12 protein-coding genes and 2 tRNA genes are annotated in these 16,276 nt (G+C 50.8%); 9 read left to right on the plus strand and 5 right to left on the minus strand.

The window, feature by feature from the left end:
* Positions 1-43 precede the first annotated feature (43 nt).
* Positions 44-1,138, plus strand: a complete 1,095-nt coding sequence (locus tag PXG97_RS09890; protein ID WP_276497601.1) for an efflux RND transporter periplasmic adaptor subunit — start codon at positions 44-46, stop codon at positions 1,136-1,138.
* A 207-nt stretch (positions 1,139-1,345) separates the two neighbouring features.
* The gene (locus tag PXG97_RS09895) at positions 1,346-1,825 is read left to right on the plus strand and encodes a CHRD domain-containing protein (protein WP_276497602.1); all 480 of its coding nucleotides are present in this window, start codon (positions 1,346-1,348) and stop codon (positions 1,823-1,825) included.
* 17 nt (positions 1,826-1,842) lie between these two features.
* Here PXG97_RS09895 and PXG97_RS09900 read toward each other — a convergent pair whose 3' ends face one another.
* Positions 1,843-2,442, minus strand: coding sequence for a membrane-associated protein (locus PXG97_RS09900; RefSeq protein ID WP_276497603.1), 600 nt, complete (start codon positions 2,440-2,442; stop codon positions 1,843-1,845).
* Between the two features lie 111 nt (positions 2,443-2,553).
* Between PXG97_RS09900 and PXG97_RS09905 the strand changes: the two genes are divergently transcribed.
* Positions 2,554-3,048, plus strand: a complete 495-nt coding sequence (locus PXG97_RS09905) for a GNAT family N-acetyltransferase (RefSeq protein ID WP_276497604.1) — start codon at positions 2,554-2,556, stop codon at positions 3,046-3,048.
* Between the two features lie 588 nt (positions 3,049-3,636).
* Here the strand turns inward: PXG97_RS09905 and PXG97_RS09910 are convergent.
* Together PXG97_RS09910 and PXG97_RS09915 are read right to left on the minus strand one after the other, a co-directional pair.
* Positions 3,637-6,132 carry a TonB-dependent receptor gene (locus tag PXG97_RS09910; RefSeq protein WP_276497605.1) on the minus strand — a complete coding sequence of 832 codons (2,496 nt, stop codon included), beginning with the start codon at positions 6,130-6,132 and terminating at the stop codon, positions 3,637-3,639.
* 245 nt (positions 6,133-6,377) lie between these two features.
* Positions 6,378-6,917 carry an RNA methyltransferase gene (locus PXG97_RS09915; RefSeq protein ID WP_276497606.1) on the minus strand — a complete coding sequence of 180 codons (540 nt, stop codon included), beginning with the start codon at positions 6,915-6,917 and terminating at the stop codon, positions 6,378-6,380.
* A gap of 474 nt (positions 6,918-7,391) precedes the next feature.
* Here PXG97_RS09915 and mutS point away from each other — a divergent pair, with 474 nt between their 5' ends.
* The 4 genes from mutS (at position 7,392) to PXG97_RS09935 (ending at position 12,036) form a co-directional block, all read left to right on the plus strand.
* Complete coding sequence (gene mutS / locus PXG97_RS09920; protein WP_276497607.1) at positions 7,392-10,025, plus strand: DNA mismatch repair protein MutS; 2,634 nt, start codon at positions 7,392-7,394, stop codon at positions 10,023-10,025.
* A 283-nt stretch (positions 10,026-10,308) separates the two neighbouring features.
* Positions 10,309-10,381 (plus strand) — tRNA-Gly (locus PXG97_RS09925).
* Positions 10,382-10,463: 82 nt separating this feature from the next.
* Positions 10,464-10,547, plus strand: a tRNA-Leu gene (locus PXG97_RS09930).
* 295 nt (positions 10,548-10,842) lie between these two features.
* Complete coding sequence (locus tag PXG97_RS09935) at positions 10,843-12,036, plus strand: hypothetical protein (protein WP_276497608.1); 1,194 nt, start codon at positions 10,843-10,845, stop codon at positions 12,034-12,036.
* A gap of 616 nt (positions 12,037-12,652) precedes the next feature.
* Here PXG97_RS09935 and PXG97_RS09940 read toward each other — a convergent pair.
* Positions 12,653-13,387, minus strand: coding sequence for a GNAT family N-acetyltransferase (locus PXG97_RS09940; protein ID WP_276497609.1), 735 nt, complete (start codon positions 13,385-13,387; stop codon positions 12,653-12,655).
* Between the two features lie 79 nt (positions 13,388-13,466).
* Here PXG97_RS09940 and PXG97_RS09945 point away from each other — a divergent pair, with 79 nt between their 5' ends.
* Both PXG97_RS09945 and PXG97_RS09950 read left to right on the plus strand, forming a co-directional pair.
* Entirely contained in the window at positions 13,467-13,910 is a 444-nt protein-coding gene (locus tag PXG97_RS09945) for a hypothetical protein (protein ID WP_276497610.1), read from the plus strand.
* 126 nt (positions 13,911-14,036) lie between these two features.
* Positions 14,037-14,522, plus strand: coding sequence for a hypothetical protein (locus tag PXG97_RS09950; RefSeq protein WP_276497611.1), 486 nt, complete (start codon positions 14,037-14,039; stop codon positions 14,520-14,522).
* A 431-nt stretch (positions 14,523-14,953) separates the two neighbouring features.
* On the opposite strand, the gene rodA is transcribed toward PXG97_RS09950, so the two are convergent.
* Positions 14,954-16,273 (minus strand): rod shape-determining protein RodA, encoded by a 1,320-nt coding sequence (rodA, locus tag PXG97_RS09955; protein ID WP_276497612.1) that lies wholly within the window; start codon positions 16,271-16,273, stop codon positions 14,954-14,956.
* Positions 16,274-16,276: the final 3 nt, after the last annotated feature.

Consider the following 16,276-nt stretch of genomic DNA (forward strand, 5'->3'; position numbering starts at 1 on the left):
ATATACAGCAAAGTATAAACAAACACAAAATCAATCATCAACTATGAAAAAGGTATTATTAGGCGTATTCATCCTGATTTTCCTGGGCCTGTCGGGCTGGCTGGGCTACTACTTCTACAACAAGGCCAACACCGATCCTGTGGTGTATAAAACCGAGGCTCCCTTTGAGACCCAGATCGTGAAGAAGACGGTGGCCACGGGCGCCATCGTGCCGCGAAAAGAAGTGGAGGTAAAGTCGCAGGTGTCGGGGATTGTGGAGGAGCTGTACGTAGAGGCCGGCGAGTTGGTAAAAAAAGGGCAGCTGCTGGCCAAGATCCGCATCGTGCCCAACATGGTGAGCGTGAACAACGCCGAAACGCAGCTGCAGACGGCCAAGTTGAATTTTGAGGAAGCCAAGCGGGAGCTGGCAAGGTATGAGCAGCTGTATGCCGACAAGGTGATTCCGGAGCAGGAGTTCCGCAAGTATAAGGCTGATTTTGAACTGAAGCGCGAGAACCTCTCCGCCGCTGAAAGCAACCTGCAACTGGTGCGCGAGGGCTCCTCGCGCAAACGCGGACAGCAATCCAACATGGTATACTCCACCATCGACGGCATGCTGCTGGATGTGCCGGTGAAAGTGGGTTCCTCCATCATCGAGCGCAACAACTTTAATGAGGGCACCACCATTGCCTCGGTGGCCGACATGCGCAGCCTCATCTTTGAGGGTAAGATCGATGAGTCGGAGGTGGGCAAGCTCAAAGAGAACATGGACCTGCTGCTGACCATCGGGGCCATCGAGGGCCGTGTGTTTAACGCCAAGCTAGAGTTCATCGCCCCGAAAGGCGTGGACGAGGAGGGCTCCATCAAGTTCCCGATACGGGCGCGGGTGCTGCTGGATGAGAGCGACTTTATCCGTGCCGGCTACAGCGCCAACGCCGACATTGTGCTCGACAAGCGCGACAAGACCCTGGCCATAAAGGAGAGCATGCTCAAGTTTGAAAAGGAGCAGCCGTACGTGGAAGTGGAAACGGCGCCGCAGCGCTTTGAGAAACGCAAGATCAAAACCGGCCTGTCAGACGGCATCAACATAGAGGTGGTGTCGGGGCTGCAGAAAAACGAGAAGGTAAAAGTGCCGGAGACCAACACGGTGCAGAGCTAACGTAAAAATGTGTTTGTTGTTTGTTTAAGGGAAGAGAGCGGGCTTTTTAGGCCCGCTTTTTTTATGCCGTTTGGCAGGAGCTAGCCCCTAGAAACATATTTGTGGCCTAAGTGCCTGCCAAGGCTCACGGAATAGTAGTTTTCTGTATAAACAACTGATGATGAGTGAAGTATACTATAAATATATCCTGTTAAAAGTTATAGCGCTATGAAAAACAAGTATACAAACTATGTGATTTGCCTGCTGCTGTTACTCAGTGGCTTGCTAACAGCCTGCGACGACGATGATGATGAGGCTGGCCTGGATACAGAGCTTGAATTTAACGGTGTAGGCTTGTTGGGTACCAACGAGCGGCCGGTGGTGATGAGTGAGGGGGCAGGTGAGATGGATGCTGTGTTCAATGAGCTGAACAACACGCTGAGCTACACGATTACCTGGCAGCTAGGCAACCCAAATGATGCTACGACGGCCATGCACTTCCACGGCCCGGCAAACCGGGACTCCAGTGCGCCGCCCATCATCGACATTGAGGAAGGGTTTAACCAAGGCGCCAGCGGCACCATTTCCGGCACTACCCGCCCTCTTACCCAGGCCGAGGAAAAGGACCTGAAGGCAGGTCTCTGGTATGTGAACATCCACAGCACCTCTCACCCAACTGGCGAACTGCGCGGCAACCTGATACCGTAGAGCTACATTGTAGAGGGTTAGTTGAAAATCCACTGCAGCAGGAAGTGGGAGGGGAGGTACACGCCTATCGGGAAGATCAGCATCATCAAAGCAAAGTATAAGGGGGCAGGTATCCTATGCTGGGGACTGTTGCCCGGGCCAAACACCCAGTTGATGTTCTCCTTTGGATTGGTGAGGAGGTAGGTGAGCGGCAGCACCACCCAGGCTAAGGCCGTTTGCCAGTAAAGCGCCTCCGGCTGATAGCCCCATTCTGTCAGCAGCCAAATCACCAGCACCGGCAGCACCACATGGAACAGGGATAGCCCCCGCAGAAACAGGCTTTTGCTCTCGTCAAACATGTACGCGCTTAGGCCCAGCAACTGATGCCCCGTCAGTAGCCTGCCGAAGTAGTCCAGGTTCCAGATTAGCTCCAGGGCCAGTACGCCCACGGCCATCATACTTAGTAGCAGCTTACTGCCGGTCCAGAGCACGATGCCCACCGAGAATAGCGCGATATCGGAGAACCACAGGAAATTACCTGGGCCATACTTTTTCCAGTACACCGGTACCAGCACCAGCAAAAACGCGGTGTACGCCAGTTGCAGCCATAGCGGAATAATAGACGCGTCGGAGTCCATAGTTTGTGGGAGTGGGTTGCAGCATAGTATACCGTAACCGTAAGTATAAAGTATAAGCCCGGCAGTCGGGGCGATTTTTTACCTTTGCAGCAATTACACATTTAGCATACCATGGCACAGCATTACAACACACCTTCTGCAATCCAGATCGTCGACTTTAACCTTTTCTACGCCAAGGCCTTCTACGACCTCAACCACGAGTGGATCTCCAAGTACTTTGTGATGGAGGAGGCTGATAACAAATCCCTCAGCGATCCGCAGGGCTATATCATCAACAAAGGCGGCCATATCCTGATGGCGCTCTTTAACGGGGAGCCGGTGGGTACCTGCGCGCTGCTAAACGAAGGCGATGGTGTATTTGAGTTGGCCAAAATGGCTGTGGCCCCTAAAATGCAGGGCATGAAGATTGGCAAGATGCTCGGAGAGGCCGCCATCGACAGGGCCCGCCGTGTAGGTGCGCGTAAAGTATACCTGCAGTCGAACCGCCGCCTGCAAACGGCGCTTAACCTGTACCAACGATTGGGCTTTGTGGAAGTGCCGCTGCCTCCAAGTGTTTATGAGCGGGCGGATATACAGATGGAGTTGGTGTTGAAGGAGGAAGTATAGGGTGTGCTATTACTGGCGCAAGCGTCCGCTTGTGCCGTTGCCTAATTTATGGCGCAAGTCTCCAGACTTGTGTCCGGCTGTGGTGTTGGGTTTGTAACCCAACTGACTTGAAAAGCCATACTTTGTACTTGGGCTATACTTTCATAGCTACTGCTTCCTTCCATTTGAACCAAGCTATCCTTTCTAGCTCCCGCTCATCCTCTAGTTCCCACCAACCTATCGTTTCATCTCTGGCTTTGGCTCCCTCAAGGCCGGGAGGCCTCGCCTTTGGGCATCGCGCGGTGTACATTTCCTGCCCTCGTACCTCGGGCTGCCTACGGCACCGGAAATCTACAAGGCGCTCAACCCAAAGGCTGGGAACAGGTTCGGTAGCCGCTTGCTATGCAAGGTGAATCAAAGTGTCCCCTTGAGGACAAGTGAGAACGTGAGTTCGAAACTTGCGAGCGCAGCTCAAAAGGGTGTTAAAGCAGAACCTATGTAACTTATACTTCAGCACCAGTAACTACAGGCTCCCCTCCTTAGACAAGGAGGGGTAGGGGTGGTTGGACCCGGTAAGTATAAACAGTCCTCCATACTTCAGGAAAGGACTTAAAACTCATCCTCTTCCCCGCCGCCATTCTGCTCGCGTTGCTCGTTGCGGCGGTTACGGCGGTCGTTGTCGTCGCTGTGGAGGCGGTAGGTGAAGCCCAGGTACACGATGCGGCTCTGCCGGCGGTTCTCAAGCTCAGAGCGGAACTTAGGCCCATAGCTTAGGAAGTTAAATTGGCGGGTGTTAAACAGATCGGAGATACGCAGCGAAACAGTGCCTTTCTTCTTGAGTACATCTTTTTTCATGCCCAGGTCGGTACTGAACATCTCCTCCATGCGCCCTTGTATATCGTTTCTGGGGGCGCGGTAGAAGCCGGAGAGCTGTATGTCCAGGTCTTTCCATACTGTCATGTTAGAGTTGAGCTTGGCGTTCCAGCTAAACTGCGCATTGCTGAGCTCGGTGTCGCCCTGGGTGGTGCTGAGTTCCGTTCTGAAGCCGGACCAGCTTGCATTCAGTCGCCACCAATTAGTAACAGGGTAATTGGTGCCAAACTCAAAGCCATACGCCCTGTTGTCCGACAGGTTGATGAAGGACGTTAGTGTGCCCGGCTCTCCTTCTCCGCTTTCGATAATCTGCCCGTCACTATCAATCAGGATAGCCTCCCGAAAGCGCTCAATCTCGTCGGTGGTGTGGCGGTAGAAGACGGTGGCGTTAAACGAGGCCTGCCCCCAGTAGCGCAGGTAGCCCAGCTCCAGCGAGTTTACGAACTCCGGGTTTAAGTAGGGGTTGCCCTTCCTGCGGTTATAAGCATCTGAGATGTCCACAAAAGGATTCAGGAAACGGCTGCGCGGCCGGTTGATGCGGCGGCTGTAGCTAAACTGCAGTTTGTTGTCCTCATTAAAATCGTTGGTGATGAAGAGCGTGGGGAAAAGGCTGAAATAATTATTGCGGTATACCTCGTCCTGGTTACGCAGGTCCGACTTGGTGATCGTGTGCTCGGCCCGCACGCCTACCTGGTAAGTGATACTTTTATACTTGTTGCTGAAGTTGGTGTACAGGGAGTATACCTGCTGATCAAACACAAAGTGGTTGCTTTGGGTCGTGTCGTAGGCCATAAGTCCCGTCTCAGCGTCTTGGTTAAAAAACCGGGAGTCCTCGTCCAGCCGCTCAAAGGAGGTGCGGAAGCCTGCCTCCAGCCTGCTCTCCTCCGAGAAAGGATGCACGTAGTCGGCCTTGGTCACAAACTCATAGTTCTGGTCGTCCACCAGCGTCTCCTGCAGCTCTGCTCGCGTTTCGGAGCCAGTTACTCGCCGCTCATCAAACACAGCTACCTCGTCGTCCACGTTGGCATTATAGACCACGTCAGCCGTCAGTTCTTGGCCTTTGCGCTCAAAGGTCTGGCGGTAGCCGATGGTTGCATCAAAGGCCTTTTCGTCCTCTACCTCGCGGGTGTTGCGGGTGCGGGTGCTTTGCAGCAGGCGGTTTTCGTCCAGGAAGCGGTAAAAGAGATCGTTGCTGCTCTCGTCCTGTCCAAAGCGGTACAAAGCCGAGGCCGACAAGGTATGCCTGTCGGTGAGGTAGTAATCAGCTCCCAGGCGGAAGTTGTGGGAGAGGTCGGTGCTGTTGCGCTCCCCTTCCAGCAGGTTATAGCTGGTGCTGTCTACCTGGCCGGCGTCGTTGAGGTAAAAATTGGTAGTGTTGTTCTTTTGCGTGCCGGGCCGTGTGCGCTGCCGAAAGTCATAGCCGCCATTCAACGACCACTTGTTGTAGCGGTAGTTCAGGTTGAGTGCGGCGTTGTAGTTATCGTAGGTGCCGGCCGTGATAGAAGCCGAGCCGTTAAAGCCGGGCTTCTTCTCCTTTTTGAGCACCAGGTTGATGATGCCCGAGGTCCCTTCCGGATTATACTTGGAGGAGGGGTTGGTGATGAGTTCAATGCTCTCGATCATGTTGGCCGGGATCTGGTCCAGCGGAATCTCGGAGAGGGCCGAGCGCTTGCCGTCTATCAGAATAGTGACGTTGGAGCTGCCGCGCATGGCCACATTGCCGTCGATATCCACGTCCACCGAAGGCAGGTTTTGCATTACCTCGGCCACCGTGCCGCTCTGGGCGTTCAGATCCTGGCTCACGTTGACCACCCGCTTGTCCAGCTCAAAGTCCACCAGTTGCCGCTGCGCCACCACCTCCACCTCGCCCAATTGGGTGGCAGAGGCCTTCATGCTGATGTTGCCCAGGGCAGCTTCGGGCTTGTTGGCGGAGATGCTGATGCCCGGCACATACTTAGTGGGATAGCCCACCATGGAAGCCCGCAGCACAAAGCGGCCTGTAGGTACCTTATCAAGTATAAACACGCCTTCTACATCGGTGGTGGCCCCGGTAACGAGGCTGGAGTCGGGGAGGGCCAGGAGCACCACGTTGGCAAAGCCGAGCGGCTTGCCAGTGCCGGCCTCCACCAGCTTACCGCTCACCTTGCCGCCGGCTTGGTCTTGCGCCGAAAGCGCCAGGGGAGCAAGTATAAACAGGAAATAAAGTAGCAAGTGTAAGTGCGTTTTCATCATAGTTTTACAGGATCTCTTGCCTCGGAGGCAGTAAGCAAAGTATAAAAGCAGCCTGCGGAGCGGCGGGTGAAGGCTCCGTTTATATATAGTGCGACAAAAAAGGCGGGTGAAGGTTTAAAGCCAGTGCAAGAATTTCTGTGATAAAGCGTGCTTTATACATGAATGGCACTGGTTGGCGCTGTGGCGGAGAGGCAAAAAAGAGCACCAGCCGTGGCCAGCGCTCCGGTACAGTTACTTACGGCGATTTATACTTGCTGTGACAGCGTTTTGCTCAGGAAATCCCATACCACCACGCCGGTGGCCACCGAGATGTTAAGCGAGTGCTTGGTGCCAAACTGCGGAATCTCCAGCACAAAATCAGAATGGTTGATAACTTCCTGCTCCACCCCGAATACCTCGTTGCCCAGCACCAGCGCATACTTCTGACCCGGTTCTGGTGCAAATTCATTCAGCTTTATACTTCGCTCGGCTTGCTCCACCGAGCCTACCTGATAGCCCTGCGCCTTCAACTCCTTTACCAGCGCCAGCGTGTCCGGCACATGCTCCCAGGCCACCGATTCGGTCGCGCCCAGAGCGGTTTTCTCGATGTCGCGGTGCGGCGGCTTGCCCGTAATGCCGCACAGGTATACTTTTTCGGCCATAAAGGCGTCGGCCGTACGGAAAACGGAGCCCACGTTGTTGAGGCTGCGCACATTGTCGAGCACCAAGACTAACGGTATTTTTTTCTTATTTTTGAATTCTTCAACCGAGTCGCGGTTGAGGTCGTCCATTGAGAGTTTGCGCATGTTTTGTTGACAAAGGACTGTTTGACAAAAGACAAAGGACCCAATGTGCTTTGCCGCTGCAAAGGTCCGGCGTAATGAGCAGAAATCAAACCGCAGCTAAATTGTTTGATGGCTGCAGGGTGATATTGTTGGGGGAAGTACAAAGCATAAGTGGAGTACAAAGTATAAAAGTACTGCTGTTTCAATCGCTCTACCTACCCGCTCCCCGCTCTTTTGGATTTGCAATTCGAAAGTAGAATAGCCGCGGATTTGTAATCCGCAATAGCAAAGGCAGTGGCTACGGGCAGGAAAGCGGATTACAAATCCGCAGGAAACAAAGCTCTGGATTACAAATCCGGAACAGCATAACCAACAAAGTATAAATTCCCCTCCTCGGAGGGGTAGGGGTGGGTTAAGTCCATTCCCAAACATCAACTACAAAGTATAACTCGTGATGCACCAGCATCCGCCAAAGTATAAAGTATAAAAGGAAGTATGAAAGGAGGAAACAAAGGCACAGTAACCCCACTGATGAAGCAATACAACGCCATCAAGGCGAAGCATCCGGGGGCGCTGCTGCTGTTCAGGGTAGGGGATTTTTACGAGACTTTTGGCGAGGACGCCATCAAGGCAAGTAAGATTCTGGATATCGTACTGACCAAACGCGGCAACGGCTCGGCCTCCGAAACGGCGCTGGCCGGTTTCCCGCATCACTCTTTAGACACGTACCTGCCCAAGCTGGTGCGGGCCGGCGAGCGCGTGGCCATCTGCGACCAGCTCGAAGACCCCAAAACGGTAAAGGGCATCGTGAAGCGCGGCGTGACGGAGCTCGTGACGCCCGGCGTGTCATTCAATGACCAGGTGCTCGAGCGCCGCAGCAACAATTACCTGGCCGCCGTGCACTTTGGCAAAACCGAGACGGGTGTTTCCTTTCTGGATGTTTCCACCGGCGAGTTCATCACAGCACAGGGTGATAAAAACTACATCGGCAAGCTGTTGCAGAGCCTGGCGCCAGCAGAGGTGCTCTTCTGCAAGCGCGAGAAAGAAACGTTTACAGAGCGCTACGGCCCCGACTTCCGCTATTATGCGCTGGAGGAGTGGGTGTTCAAGTATGATTTCGCCTATGAATCGCTGACGCGGCAGTTCGGAACCGCCTCGCTGAAGGGCTTTGGCATCGAGGGCATGCAGGAGGCGATCATCTCGGCCGGGTGCATCCTGCATTACCTTTCCGAGACACAGCACCACGAGATCAGCCACATCGCCACCATTTCCCGCCTGGAAGAGGACAAGTATGTGTGGCTCGACCGCTTTACGGTGCGCAACCTGGAGCTGGTGTACCTGCAGCACCCGGAGGGCGTGCCCCTGATTCAGGTACTCGACCAGACGGTAACGCCGATGGGCGCCCGCCTGCTGAAGAAGTGGGTGGTGCTGCCGCTAAAGGATGTGGTCCAGATCCGCCGTCGCCTCGACACGGTAGAGGCCCTTACCAAGCACCGCGAGTTGCTGGATGAGCTGGTGGGGCACCTGAAGCAGATCAACGACCTGGAGCGCCTGATCTCGAAGGTGGCCGTGCGCCGCGTGAACCCGCGCGAGCTGGTGCAGCTGGCCAAGGCGCTGGAGGCTATACTTCCGATTCAGAAAATTTTAGCTTTAAGTGATATTCCGGCGCTGCAAAAGCTGGCGGCACAGCTGGCGCCCTGCGACGGGCTGCGCGAAGAGATCCGCACCATCCTCAAGCCGGAGCCGCCGATGCTCACCAACCAGGGCAACATGATCAACGAGGGGGTGAACGCAGAGCTGGACGAGCTGCGCGCCATCGCCTTCTCAGGCAAGGATTACCTGGCGCAGGTGCAGCAGCGCGAGATCAAGAACACAGGCATCAGCTCCCTCAAAATTGCCTACAACAAGGTGTTTGGCTATTACCTGGAGGTAAGCAACGCGCATAAAGACAAGGTGCCAAGCTCCTGGATACGCAAGCAGACGCTGGTGAACGCCGAGCGCTACATCACCGAGGAGCTGAAGACCTACGAGGAGAAGATCCTGAACGCCGAGGAGCGCATTTTTACGATAGAGTACAGTTTGTACAACGAGCTGGTGCTGCAGGCGCTGGACTATGTGGCGCAGGTGCAGCAGAACGCCAAGGTGATCGGGGTGATCGACTGCCTGAGTGCCTTTGCGGGCATCGCTGTGGCAAGTAATTATGTGAAGCCGGAGGTAAGCGACAGCCACGCGCTCGACATCAAAAAAGGCCGCCACCCGGTGATTGAAAAGCAGCTGCCGCTGGGAGAGACCTACGTGCCAAACGATATCTTCCTGGACAACGAGGAGCAGCAGGTCATCATCATCACGGGGCCTAACATGGCCGGTAAGAGCGCCCTGCTGCGCCAGACGGCCCTGATCGTGCTCATGGCTCAGATCGGGTGCTTTGTGCCCGCAGAGGCCGCCAAAATCGGCATCATCGATAAGATCTTTACCCGCGTGGGGGCATCGGATAATTTATCTCGGGGCGAGTCTACCTTCATGGTGGAGATGACCGAAACGGCCAGCATCCTCAATAACCTCTCAGACCGCAGCCTGGTGCTCATGGACGAGATTGGCCGCGGCACCAGCACCTACGACGGTATCTCCATTGCCTGGGCCATTGTGGAGCACCTGCACAACCACCCGAAGTATAAAGCCAAGACGCTCTTTGCCACGCACTACCACGAGCTGAACCAGCTGGCCGAGGAACTGCCCCGTGTAAAGAACTATAACGTATCGGTGCGCGAGGCGGGCGGTAAAATCCTGTTCATGCGCAAACTGGTGCCGGGCGGCAGCGAGCATAGCTTTGGTATACACGTGGCGCAGATGGCGGGTATGCCTAACAACGTGGTGCTGCGCGCCGATGAGATCATGCACCACCTGGAGAAGGAGAAGGTGTCGGAGCAGGCCCCGCAGCAGAAGATGAAGTCGGCACCGAAGAGCAATTACCAGCTCAGTATGTTCGAGCTGCACGACCCGCAGCTGGCGCGCGTGAAGGAGCTGATGGAGCAGCTGGACATTAACACCATTACACCCGTGGAGGCGCTGCTGAAGCTAAACGAGCTGAAGCTACTCCTGCAGGACAAGCAAAAGGCAGGGGCGCGGTAGCATACCTGTATGCGGGGAGTTTATACTTGCTCTAGCGGTTAGATGCCGATTTAAAGTATAAATTTCCTTGCTTTCCGGTTGCTGAAGTATAAATTTACAGGAGCAAACAAGCAGAGCGGCTGGCTCGGTATGCATGACAGGAAAAAGTATGAAAATTTTCTTGCTGATAATCAGCAGGGAAGCGTGTTGGGGCTGATTTTTTTTACAGCAGCTATTGACATCTCAGATTTTGTCTCTATCTTTGCATCACTAAATCACTACGGCGGTTTAGGAAAAACAAAAAGCGGGAGTAGCTCAGTTGGTAGAGCGCGACCTTGCCAAGGTCGAGGCCGCGGGTTCGAATCCCGTCTCCCGCTCTCGAAAAGCAAGACAGAAGACGTTGTGATAAGCAACGTCTTTGTTTTTTACACTCATTTCTTCGGGAATAGCCCGGAGGTTGCCGGGATGGTGGAATTGGTAGACACGCAAGACTTAAAATCTTGTGGCCGCAAGGCCGTGCGGGTTCGATTCCCGCTCCTGGTACGATTTTTTTATATAAAGCCCTGTAAATCAAGCATTTGCAGGGCTTTTTTGCTGACGCAAATCCCTGCGTCAGTAGGCGTCAGTGCGCCACTTTTCTCCTCCAAAAAGCCCCTTGTAGTACCCGTTAAGCCACTTTTTAAGCAAAAGGAGCGGGGTAGGTGTTCCCGCTCCTTTTGAAATAAATATTTCCTATAAATATTTCTGTTCTTATATTAATACAATATTATATATACCTTAAGGTAGCAATTGGAATAAGTGAAAAAACTTTATGAAAAGATAATTATATATCTAAACTATGAAACAAGCACAAACTAGTAAGAGTCATATCAGTAAATCAAGTCTTGATAAGCTAAAAGAGTTTTACCTTGCTGTTCGGATCATGTATGATTTGGAGAAGCTAATTAAAGAAGGCAAGTCTTACCATATACCAACTGTCTATGGCCAGCTTAGAGCTTTGTTAACTGACAAGACAAAAGAAAAGAGTAAGGAAAAGAAGCCCCTCTTTGATATAGCAAGCATATTAGGAGAAGAGATAAAGATCTACTATATGCCTAAAAGATCAGAAGAGCACTCTAACTTTGGCAATCCCTTCTTAGATATTTCTTCTTTGCCAATTTCTATAGAAAGGCAACTTGTAAATCAAATTGAGATTTCCCTAGAAGATTATTTGAATGTAGAGGTAGTACAGTATCAAGGAGAGAGCTATACTGCCTCCGATATAATAAATCTACTATCAAATAAGTACGGAGGTTCCCACTATGATACCAAAGTGCCACAGTATATTGCGGAGTTGATGTCAATTGGTTTTGGTAGGCAACCTGTTTTGGATAACCTCATTATTCAAATCGCTAACTTGTTTTTGAAGGTTGGGCTAAAGCTTTTAAAGAAGGTGACGGATTTCGAACTTTTTGTCGCATTGAAGCCAAGTACATTTAGCGTTGAAGAGAACTTTTTCTTCGATTATGTCCTGCCAAATTTACCTGCAAGAATCTCATTATTAACTTACCAAGGGAAGTTAAGGCTCTTCTTGGCCGATATTTTAGGTAATGCTGCTAGTATAGGTATAGAGAAAGTACTTGAGCCAAATCAGAACTACATAGTTCATATAACTCATAGAATCACTCCAGATCTAAGATCAGAGGTCAAGGTCAACCTTAATGGGGAAAATGTATTTGAAGAATTATATTTTGAACCCTTGTTGGTTTTAAATGAGATTAGGAGCTATCAAGGGTACATCAATAGGTCTCAAGAAAAGGAGTTTCAAAAGTTTGAATTCGGATTAGGTAGGTTAATGATGTTCTCTTCTGTTTTAGGGGAGTTAGAGAGATATAGGATGTACTCAGACTTTCTCGGGAAAGATAGCTCTGTAATGCTTTGGTTTAATGAGTCTAGCTATGGACACTCAGCACCAGGTACAGGAGATATAAGTATGGAAGGGCATGTTGAGCAAAAGGATAATGAGGAAGTATTTTTAAAAGATTGGAGGTAATAAAATATAATTTTGCGTCAGTTTTTGCGTCACTGGATTCTGCGTCAGAATCTGCGTCAGTAGCAGGTAAATAACCTCTAATTTCAGTTTAAACAAACATCAAATAAACGCAGTATAGGCTATTTTTAGGTGCGGGGCATTCGGGTAATCGCGTTCGATTCCCGCTCCTGGTACTAAACTTGCTATATTTGCAGAAGCAGATATACTGAAAAACCCGCTTAAAAGTAGTTTTAAGCGGGTTTTCGCTTTTATAGCCTTTCCTGAATATACCCCGCTTTTCCCCTTGTTTTGATGTTCGAGCGGTCAGTCTATTGTTTATTCTAGAGGCAGAAGCAAAGCCGGGATGGACTACACCGCCTGCACCAACCCCATAGGCTACTCAGGTTAGACAGGTTTTGTCAATTCCAAAGGATAAATGTACCTGTTCAGGATTCCTGCAAGGGAGTTTGTAAAGGCAAACAGAAAGCGGCTGGCAGAACGGGCTTTGTGCAATGGCAGTTGAACCTTTCCAGCATCTATTTTTAGGGTACAGATTTCCCTCAGTATGGCTATGGCTACCCCAACGCTAACAGGCTCCTTGTAAGGCAGCTTAACATTATAATTGTTGTTAAATGTATTATCCCTTCTGCCTTGGCTTCTTGGTGATCATCGCTTCATATTCGGCCATAGTATTATCCGGAATAGCCTGTAAGTAAACATCCCGCTTATACAGGAACCACTTTCTTTTCAACAAAGTATAGGGATAGTATCCACAGCTTTTGCAGCCTTTCAGAGAGGCTGTGTTATCAATTTGAACAAAGGTGATTGTCTCACTTGCACCAATGTCTTTAGCCTTCTCAGATATCTGATACATGGCATCAGGCATAACACCTAAACCGCGGTAAGATGGGTGCATGTATGCTCCCTCAAGGAGAGCCTCATGCTCTTTCAACTTAGGGAATAGGCCCCTGAAGGATTTAAGGATGTTTTTATTTTCTGCAGGGCCAATTAACCACTGCATGTAGCATGGTGTATCATCATTGGTTACAGCTACATAGCAGTTTTGAAAATTGGCATTCAGCAACTTGCGCTGCCAGCCAACAACCTTCGCCTCTTCTGCAGTCATGCCATCAGTGCTCAAAAGATAACTCAGGTCACGCTGTTCGATTAGGCGGACAGCTATATCTATCTTAGCTTTAGGTTTCTGAAACACCTCTTCTAAGTTTCTTCTCATCCCAAACCAGGTATCCTCAGAATAAAGCTGTTTTTGTGCAGCCATCCATGCCTTTGAAAGTTGTCTATCTAACAGTAAGTTGGCCGTCCTGTTCAGCCTCATGGAAAGGCTATTCTCTCTGAGTTGTGACAAATTCATACCTCTATACTTATATCCTATGATATTACGATAATCATATTAAAAATGTTAAATCTTATATTTATTTAGAAAAAATGCTGTGCGTGTTAAGTGGGTTTACTCCTATGTACTTTCAGGTAGTTTGCTGTTTGGCGGTAGGATGCACTTGGTAAATTTAGGAAAGCATTTGCAGGTGCTCTTGCTTTCACAGCCTTCCTTAATATACCCCGCTTTTTTCCTTGTTTTGATGTTTAAGAGACCAATTATTCTTTCCTCTGGAACTAAGAAGAAAGCTCAAACAAACTGCCGCGCCTGCACCATCCCCACAGGTTTGACAAAACTCGCTAATACCAAAGAGCAGGTGTACTTGTTCGAGATTCTTACATGGGAGTTTGTAAAGGCAAGCAGAAAGCGGCTGGCAAGATGGGCCATAGCTAATTGGTTACGCAATCTTTATATTCTTGAGCTCCAGGGCTTCTTTATCTGGTTCTTACAAGAAGAAGCGAGGCAGAAAGGTAATGTGGTAAAGTATCCGCAGAGCTGAAACAAAAGGCGAAGGGGAACAACCAGACACTCCTCAGTAGTAGAAACAAACACATATACAGAGCAAACTTGCAGCAGGTAAATGATTTTGCAAACTTTAAACTGCTTGAGGAGTTAAAGCTTTAATTTGCTTACTAAATATATACCTTTGAAATGTAGAACCTGCTTAGTAAGCTTTGATAAAATGCAGCAACTAATTAGAAATGCTTTTGGGAGGGTCTTCTATCGGATAGAGTACAGAAAGGACCTGAATATTGTGGAGGCTGTTTGGGAAGGCACTGCTTCCCAGAGCGACTTAAAGCATGCGGTAACTGCAGGTCTGCAGTTGCATGAGCACACGCGTTGCCCCTACAGATTGAATGACAACACAAATTTTTTTGGCCCTTGGGCAGATGCTGTATCTTGGCTTGAGAAAGAGTGGCTGCCACGCGCCTACACTTCTGGCATAAGATATTTGGCGCATGTAGCGCATCCGAGTTCCTTTGGAGAGCTGGCAGGGGAAGAGCTACTGAAAGGAAAGATTGGCGCCATTATACAAGTGCGCCTCTTCACAAACAGGAATGATGCCCTGCAGTGGCTCAAAACAAAACAGGAAGCCAACCTGATAGCCTAACCCACACTGCCTAAAACAACCTTTACTCGTTGTGGAGCCTCCTTTATAAAGTTTGATCGTCCTGCTCCCACTCCTGGAGGCTGGCTAACAAAGGTACAACGGCGCACTTCTGCAGCTAGGTACAACTGAGGAAGAAAGCAGAAAGCTATCATCAGTCCCGCAACGCTCCTCCCTACTTATAGTGTGCAGTCCTTTCTGCCATCAGTTCATAGCCCAGGTATAGCACCGAACCGGCTAGCATGATAGAAACCATTATGCCTGGTGTCATAGCTTAGAAATTTAAGGTAAAACAAATTCTGAAGCACATGAGCTTCACCCCTTTAAGAACACCCTTGCAATGGTATTGTTTTGAGCAGCAACAGGTTTTGCTCTAATGTAAGCTGCAGTAGTGCGTAAATAGGAAAAAGGGAAGAATGGGGCATGAATGCCTGCTACCTTGCCAAATCCTTTGCGCGATTCGCATCTATCGCTATAAGTATAAACAGCAGGATGGTGAATGACCACAAGGAGGAGCCGCCGTAGCTGAAGAATGGTAGCGGAATTCCCACCACAGGTGCCAAGCCTATCGTCATGCCTACGTTCACCAGAAAATGGAAAAAGATAATGGAGGCCACACAGTAGCCGTAGGTGCGCGCAAACACCGACTTCTGCCGCTCGGCAATGTTTACGATCCGGACGAGCAGCAGGAGGAATAAGCCGATAAGAATGGTGCTGCCTACCCAGCCATGCTCCTCACCAATGGTGCAGAAGATGAAGTCCGTACTTTGCTCTGGCACAAAGTCAAATTTAGTTTGGGTGCCTTCCAAAAAGCCCTTGCCCCAGAAGCCGCCAGAGCCAATAGCGATCTTCGACTGCGTAACGTTCCAGCCGTAGCCCAGGGGGTCTGCTTCCGGGTTAATGAGTGCCTTGATACGGTTTTGCTGGTGTGGCTGCAGTACATCGTTCACAAAGAAGTCCACGCTGAAGATCATGCCTACCACCACAACCCAAAGCCCGATCATCACCTTAAAGCGACGCAGCAGGCGGTAATCGAGCCAGGTGGCCAGCGCCATGAGTATGGTGAGCCCGGCTATAAGGTAAAGCTTGGGCACCAGGAGTGTAAGTATGAAGATGGCAGCGGCGCTGCCTCCAATGATCAGAATAAGCGGCGACATCCCCTCGCGGAAGTAAGCCAGTATAAAGGCGGCAAACACCAGGGCCGAACCTGTCTCGTTCTGTAGGATAATGATAACAGGCGGCACAAAGGTGATGGCTGCCAGGATCATCTGGTCCTTGAAGTTCTGCTGGCGCAGGTTTATACTCCCCAGAAACCTGGAGGCGGCCAGCGCAGTGGCGAATTTGGCCAGCTCAGCAGGCTGCAGGCGTATGCCTCCCCCTAAATCAAGCCAGGAGCGGGAGCCGGCGATAGGCTTGGCCACCACCAATGTTACCAGCAGCAGCAGTATGATAAAGCCATAAATAGGGTAAGCCAGGTGCTCGTACACTTTATAATCCACCACCAGCAGCACGATGATCAGCAGAAAGGAGGCGCCTATCCAAGCCAGCTGTTTGCCCGAGTTAATGTCGAAGCTCAGGATGTTCACCACGTTGTCAGGGCTGTAAACAGCGGCGTAGATGTTCATCCAGCCCAGGGCCACCAACAGGAAGTATAGCAGAATGGTTACCCAGTCCAGGTGCGGGGCTATGGAGCCGGAGCTACGGCGGCTGCGGGGCGCGGTGCTTGCTAGTCTTTGTCCAAGTACTTTCTCCATCTC

It is taken from the genome of Pontibacter litorisediminis, assembly GCF_029360645.1.
GTDB lineage: Bacteria > Bacteroidota > Bacteroidia > Cytophagales > Hymenobacteraceae > Pontibacter > Pontibacter litorisediminis.

Excerpts from the sequence above, each read along its gene's own strand:
- PXG97_RS09915 (WP_276497606.1), bottom strand. The coding sequence starts at position 6,917 with ATGCGCAAACTCTCAATGGACGACCTCAACCGCGACTCGGTTGAAGAA.
- PXG97_RS09905 (WP_276497604.1), top strand. The coding sequence starts at position 2,554 with ATGGCACAGCATTACAACACACCTTCTGCAATCCAGATCGTCGACTTT.
- PXG97_RS09900 (WP_276497603.1), bottom strand. The coding sequence starts at position 2,442 with ATGGACTCCGACGCGTCTATTATTCCGCTATGGCTGCAACTGGCGTAC.
- PXG97_RS09935 (WP_276497608.1), top strand. The coding sequence starts at position 10,843 with ATGAAACAAGCACAAACTAGTAAGAGTCATATCAGTAAATCAAGTCTT.
- PXG97_RS09890 (WP_276497601.1), top strand. The coding sequence starts at position 44 with ATGAAAAAGGTATTATTAGGCGTATTCATCCTGATTTTCCTGGGCCTG.
- PXG97_RS09940 (WP_276497609.1), bottom strand. The coding sequence starts at position 13,387 with ATGAATTTGTCACAACTCAGAGAGAATAGCCTTTCCATGAGGCTGAAC.
- PXG97_RS09895 (WP_276497602.1), top strand. The coding sequence starts at position 1,346 with ATGAAAAACAAGTATACAAACTATGTGATTTGCCTGCTGCTGTTACTC.
- PXG97_RS09910 (WP_276497605.1), bottom strand. The coding sequence starts at position 6,132 with ATGATGAAAACGCACTTACACTTGCTACTTTATTTCCTGTTTATACTT.
- rodA (WP_276497612.1), bottom strand. The coding sequence starts at position 16,273 with ATGGAGAAAGTACTTGGACAAAGACTAGCAAGCACCGCGCCCCGCAGC.
- mutS (WP_276497607.1), top strand. The coding sequence starts at position 7,392 with ATGAAAGGAGGAAACAAAGGCACAGTAACCCCACTGATGAAGCAATAC.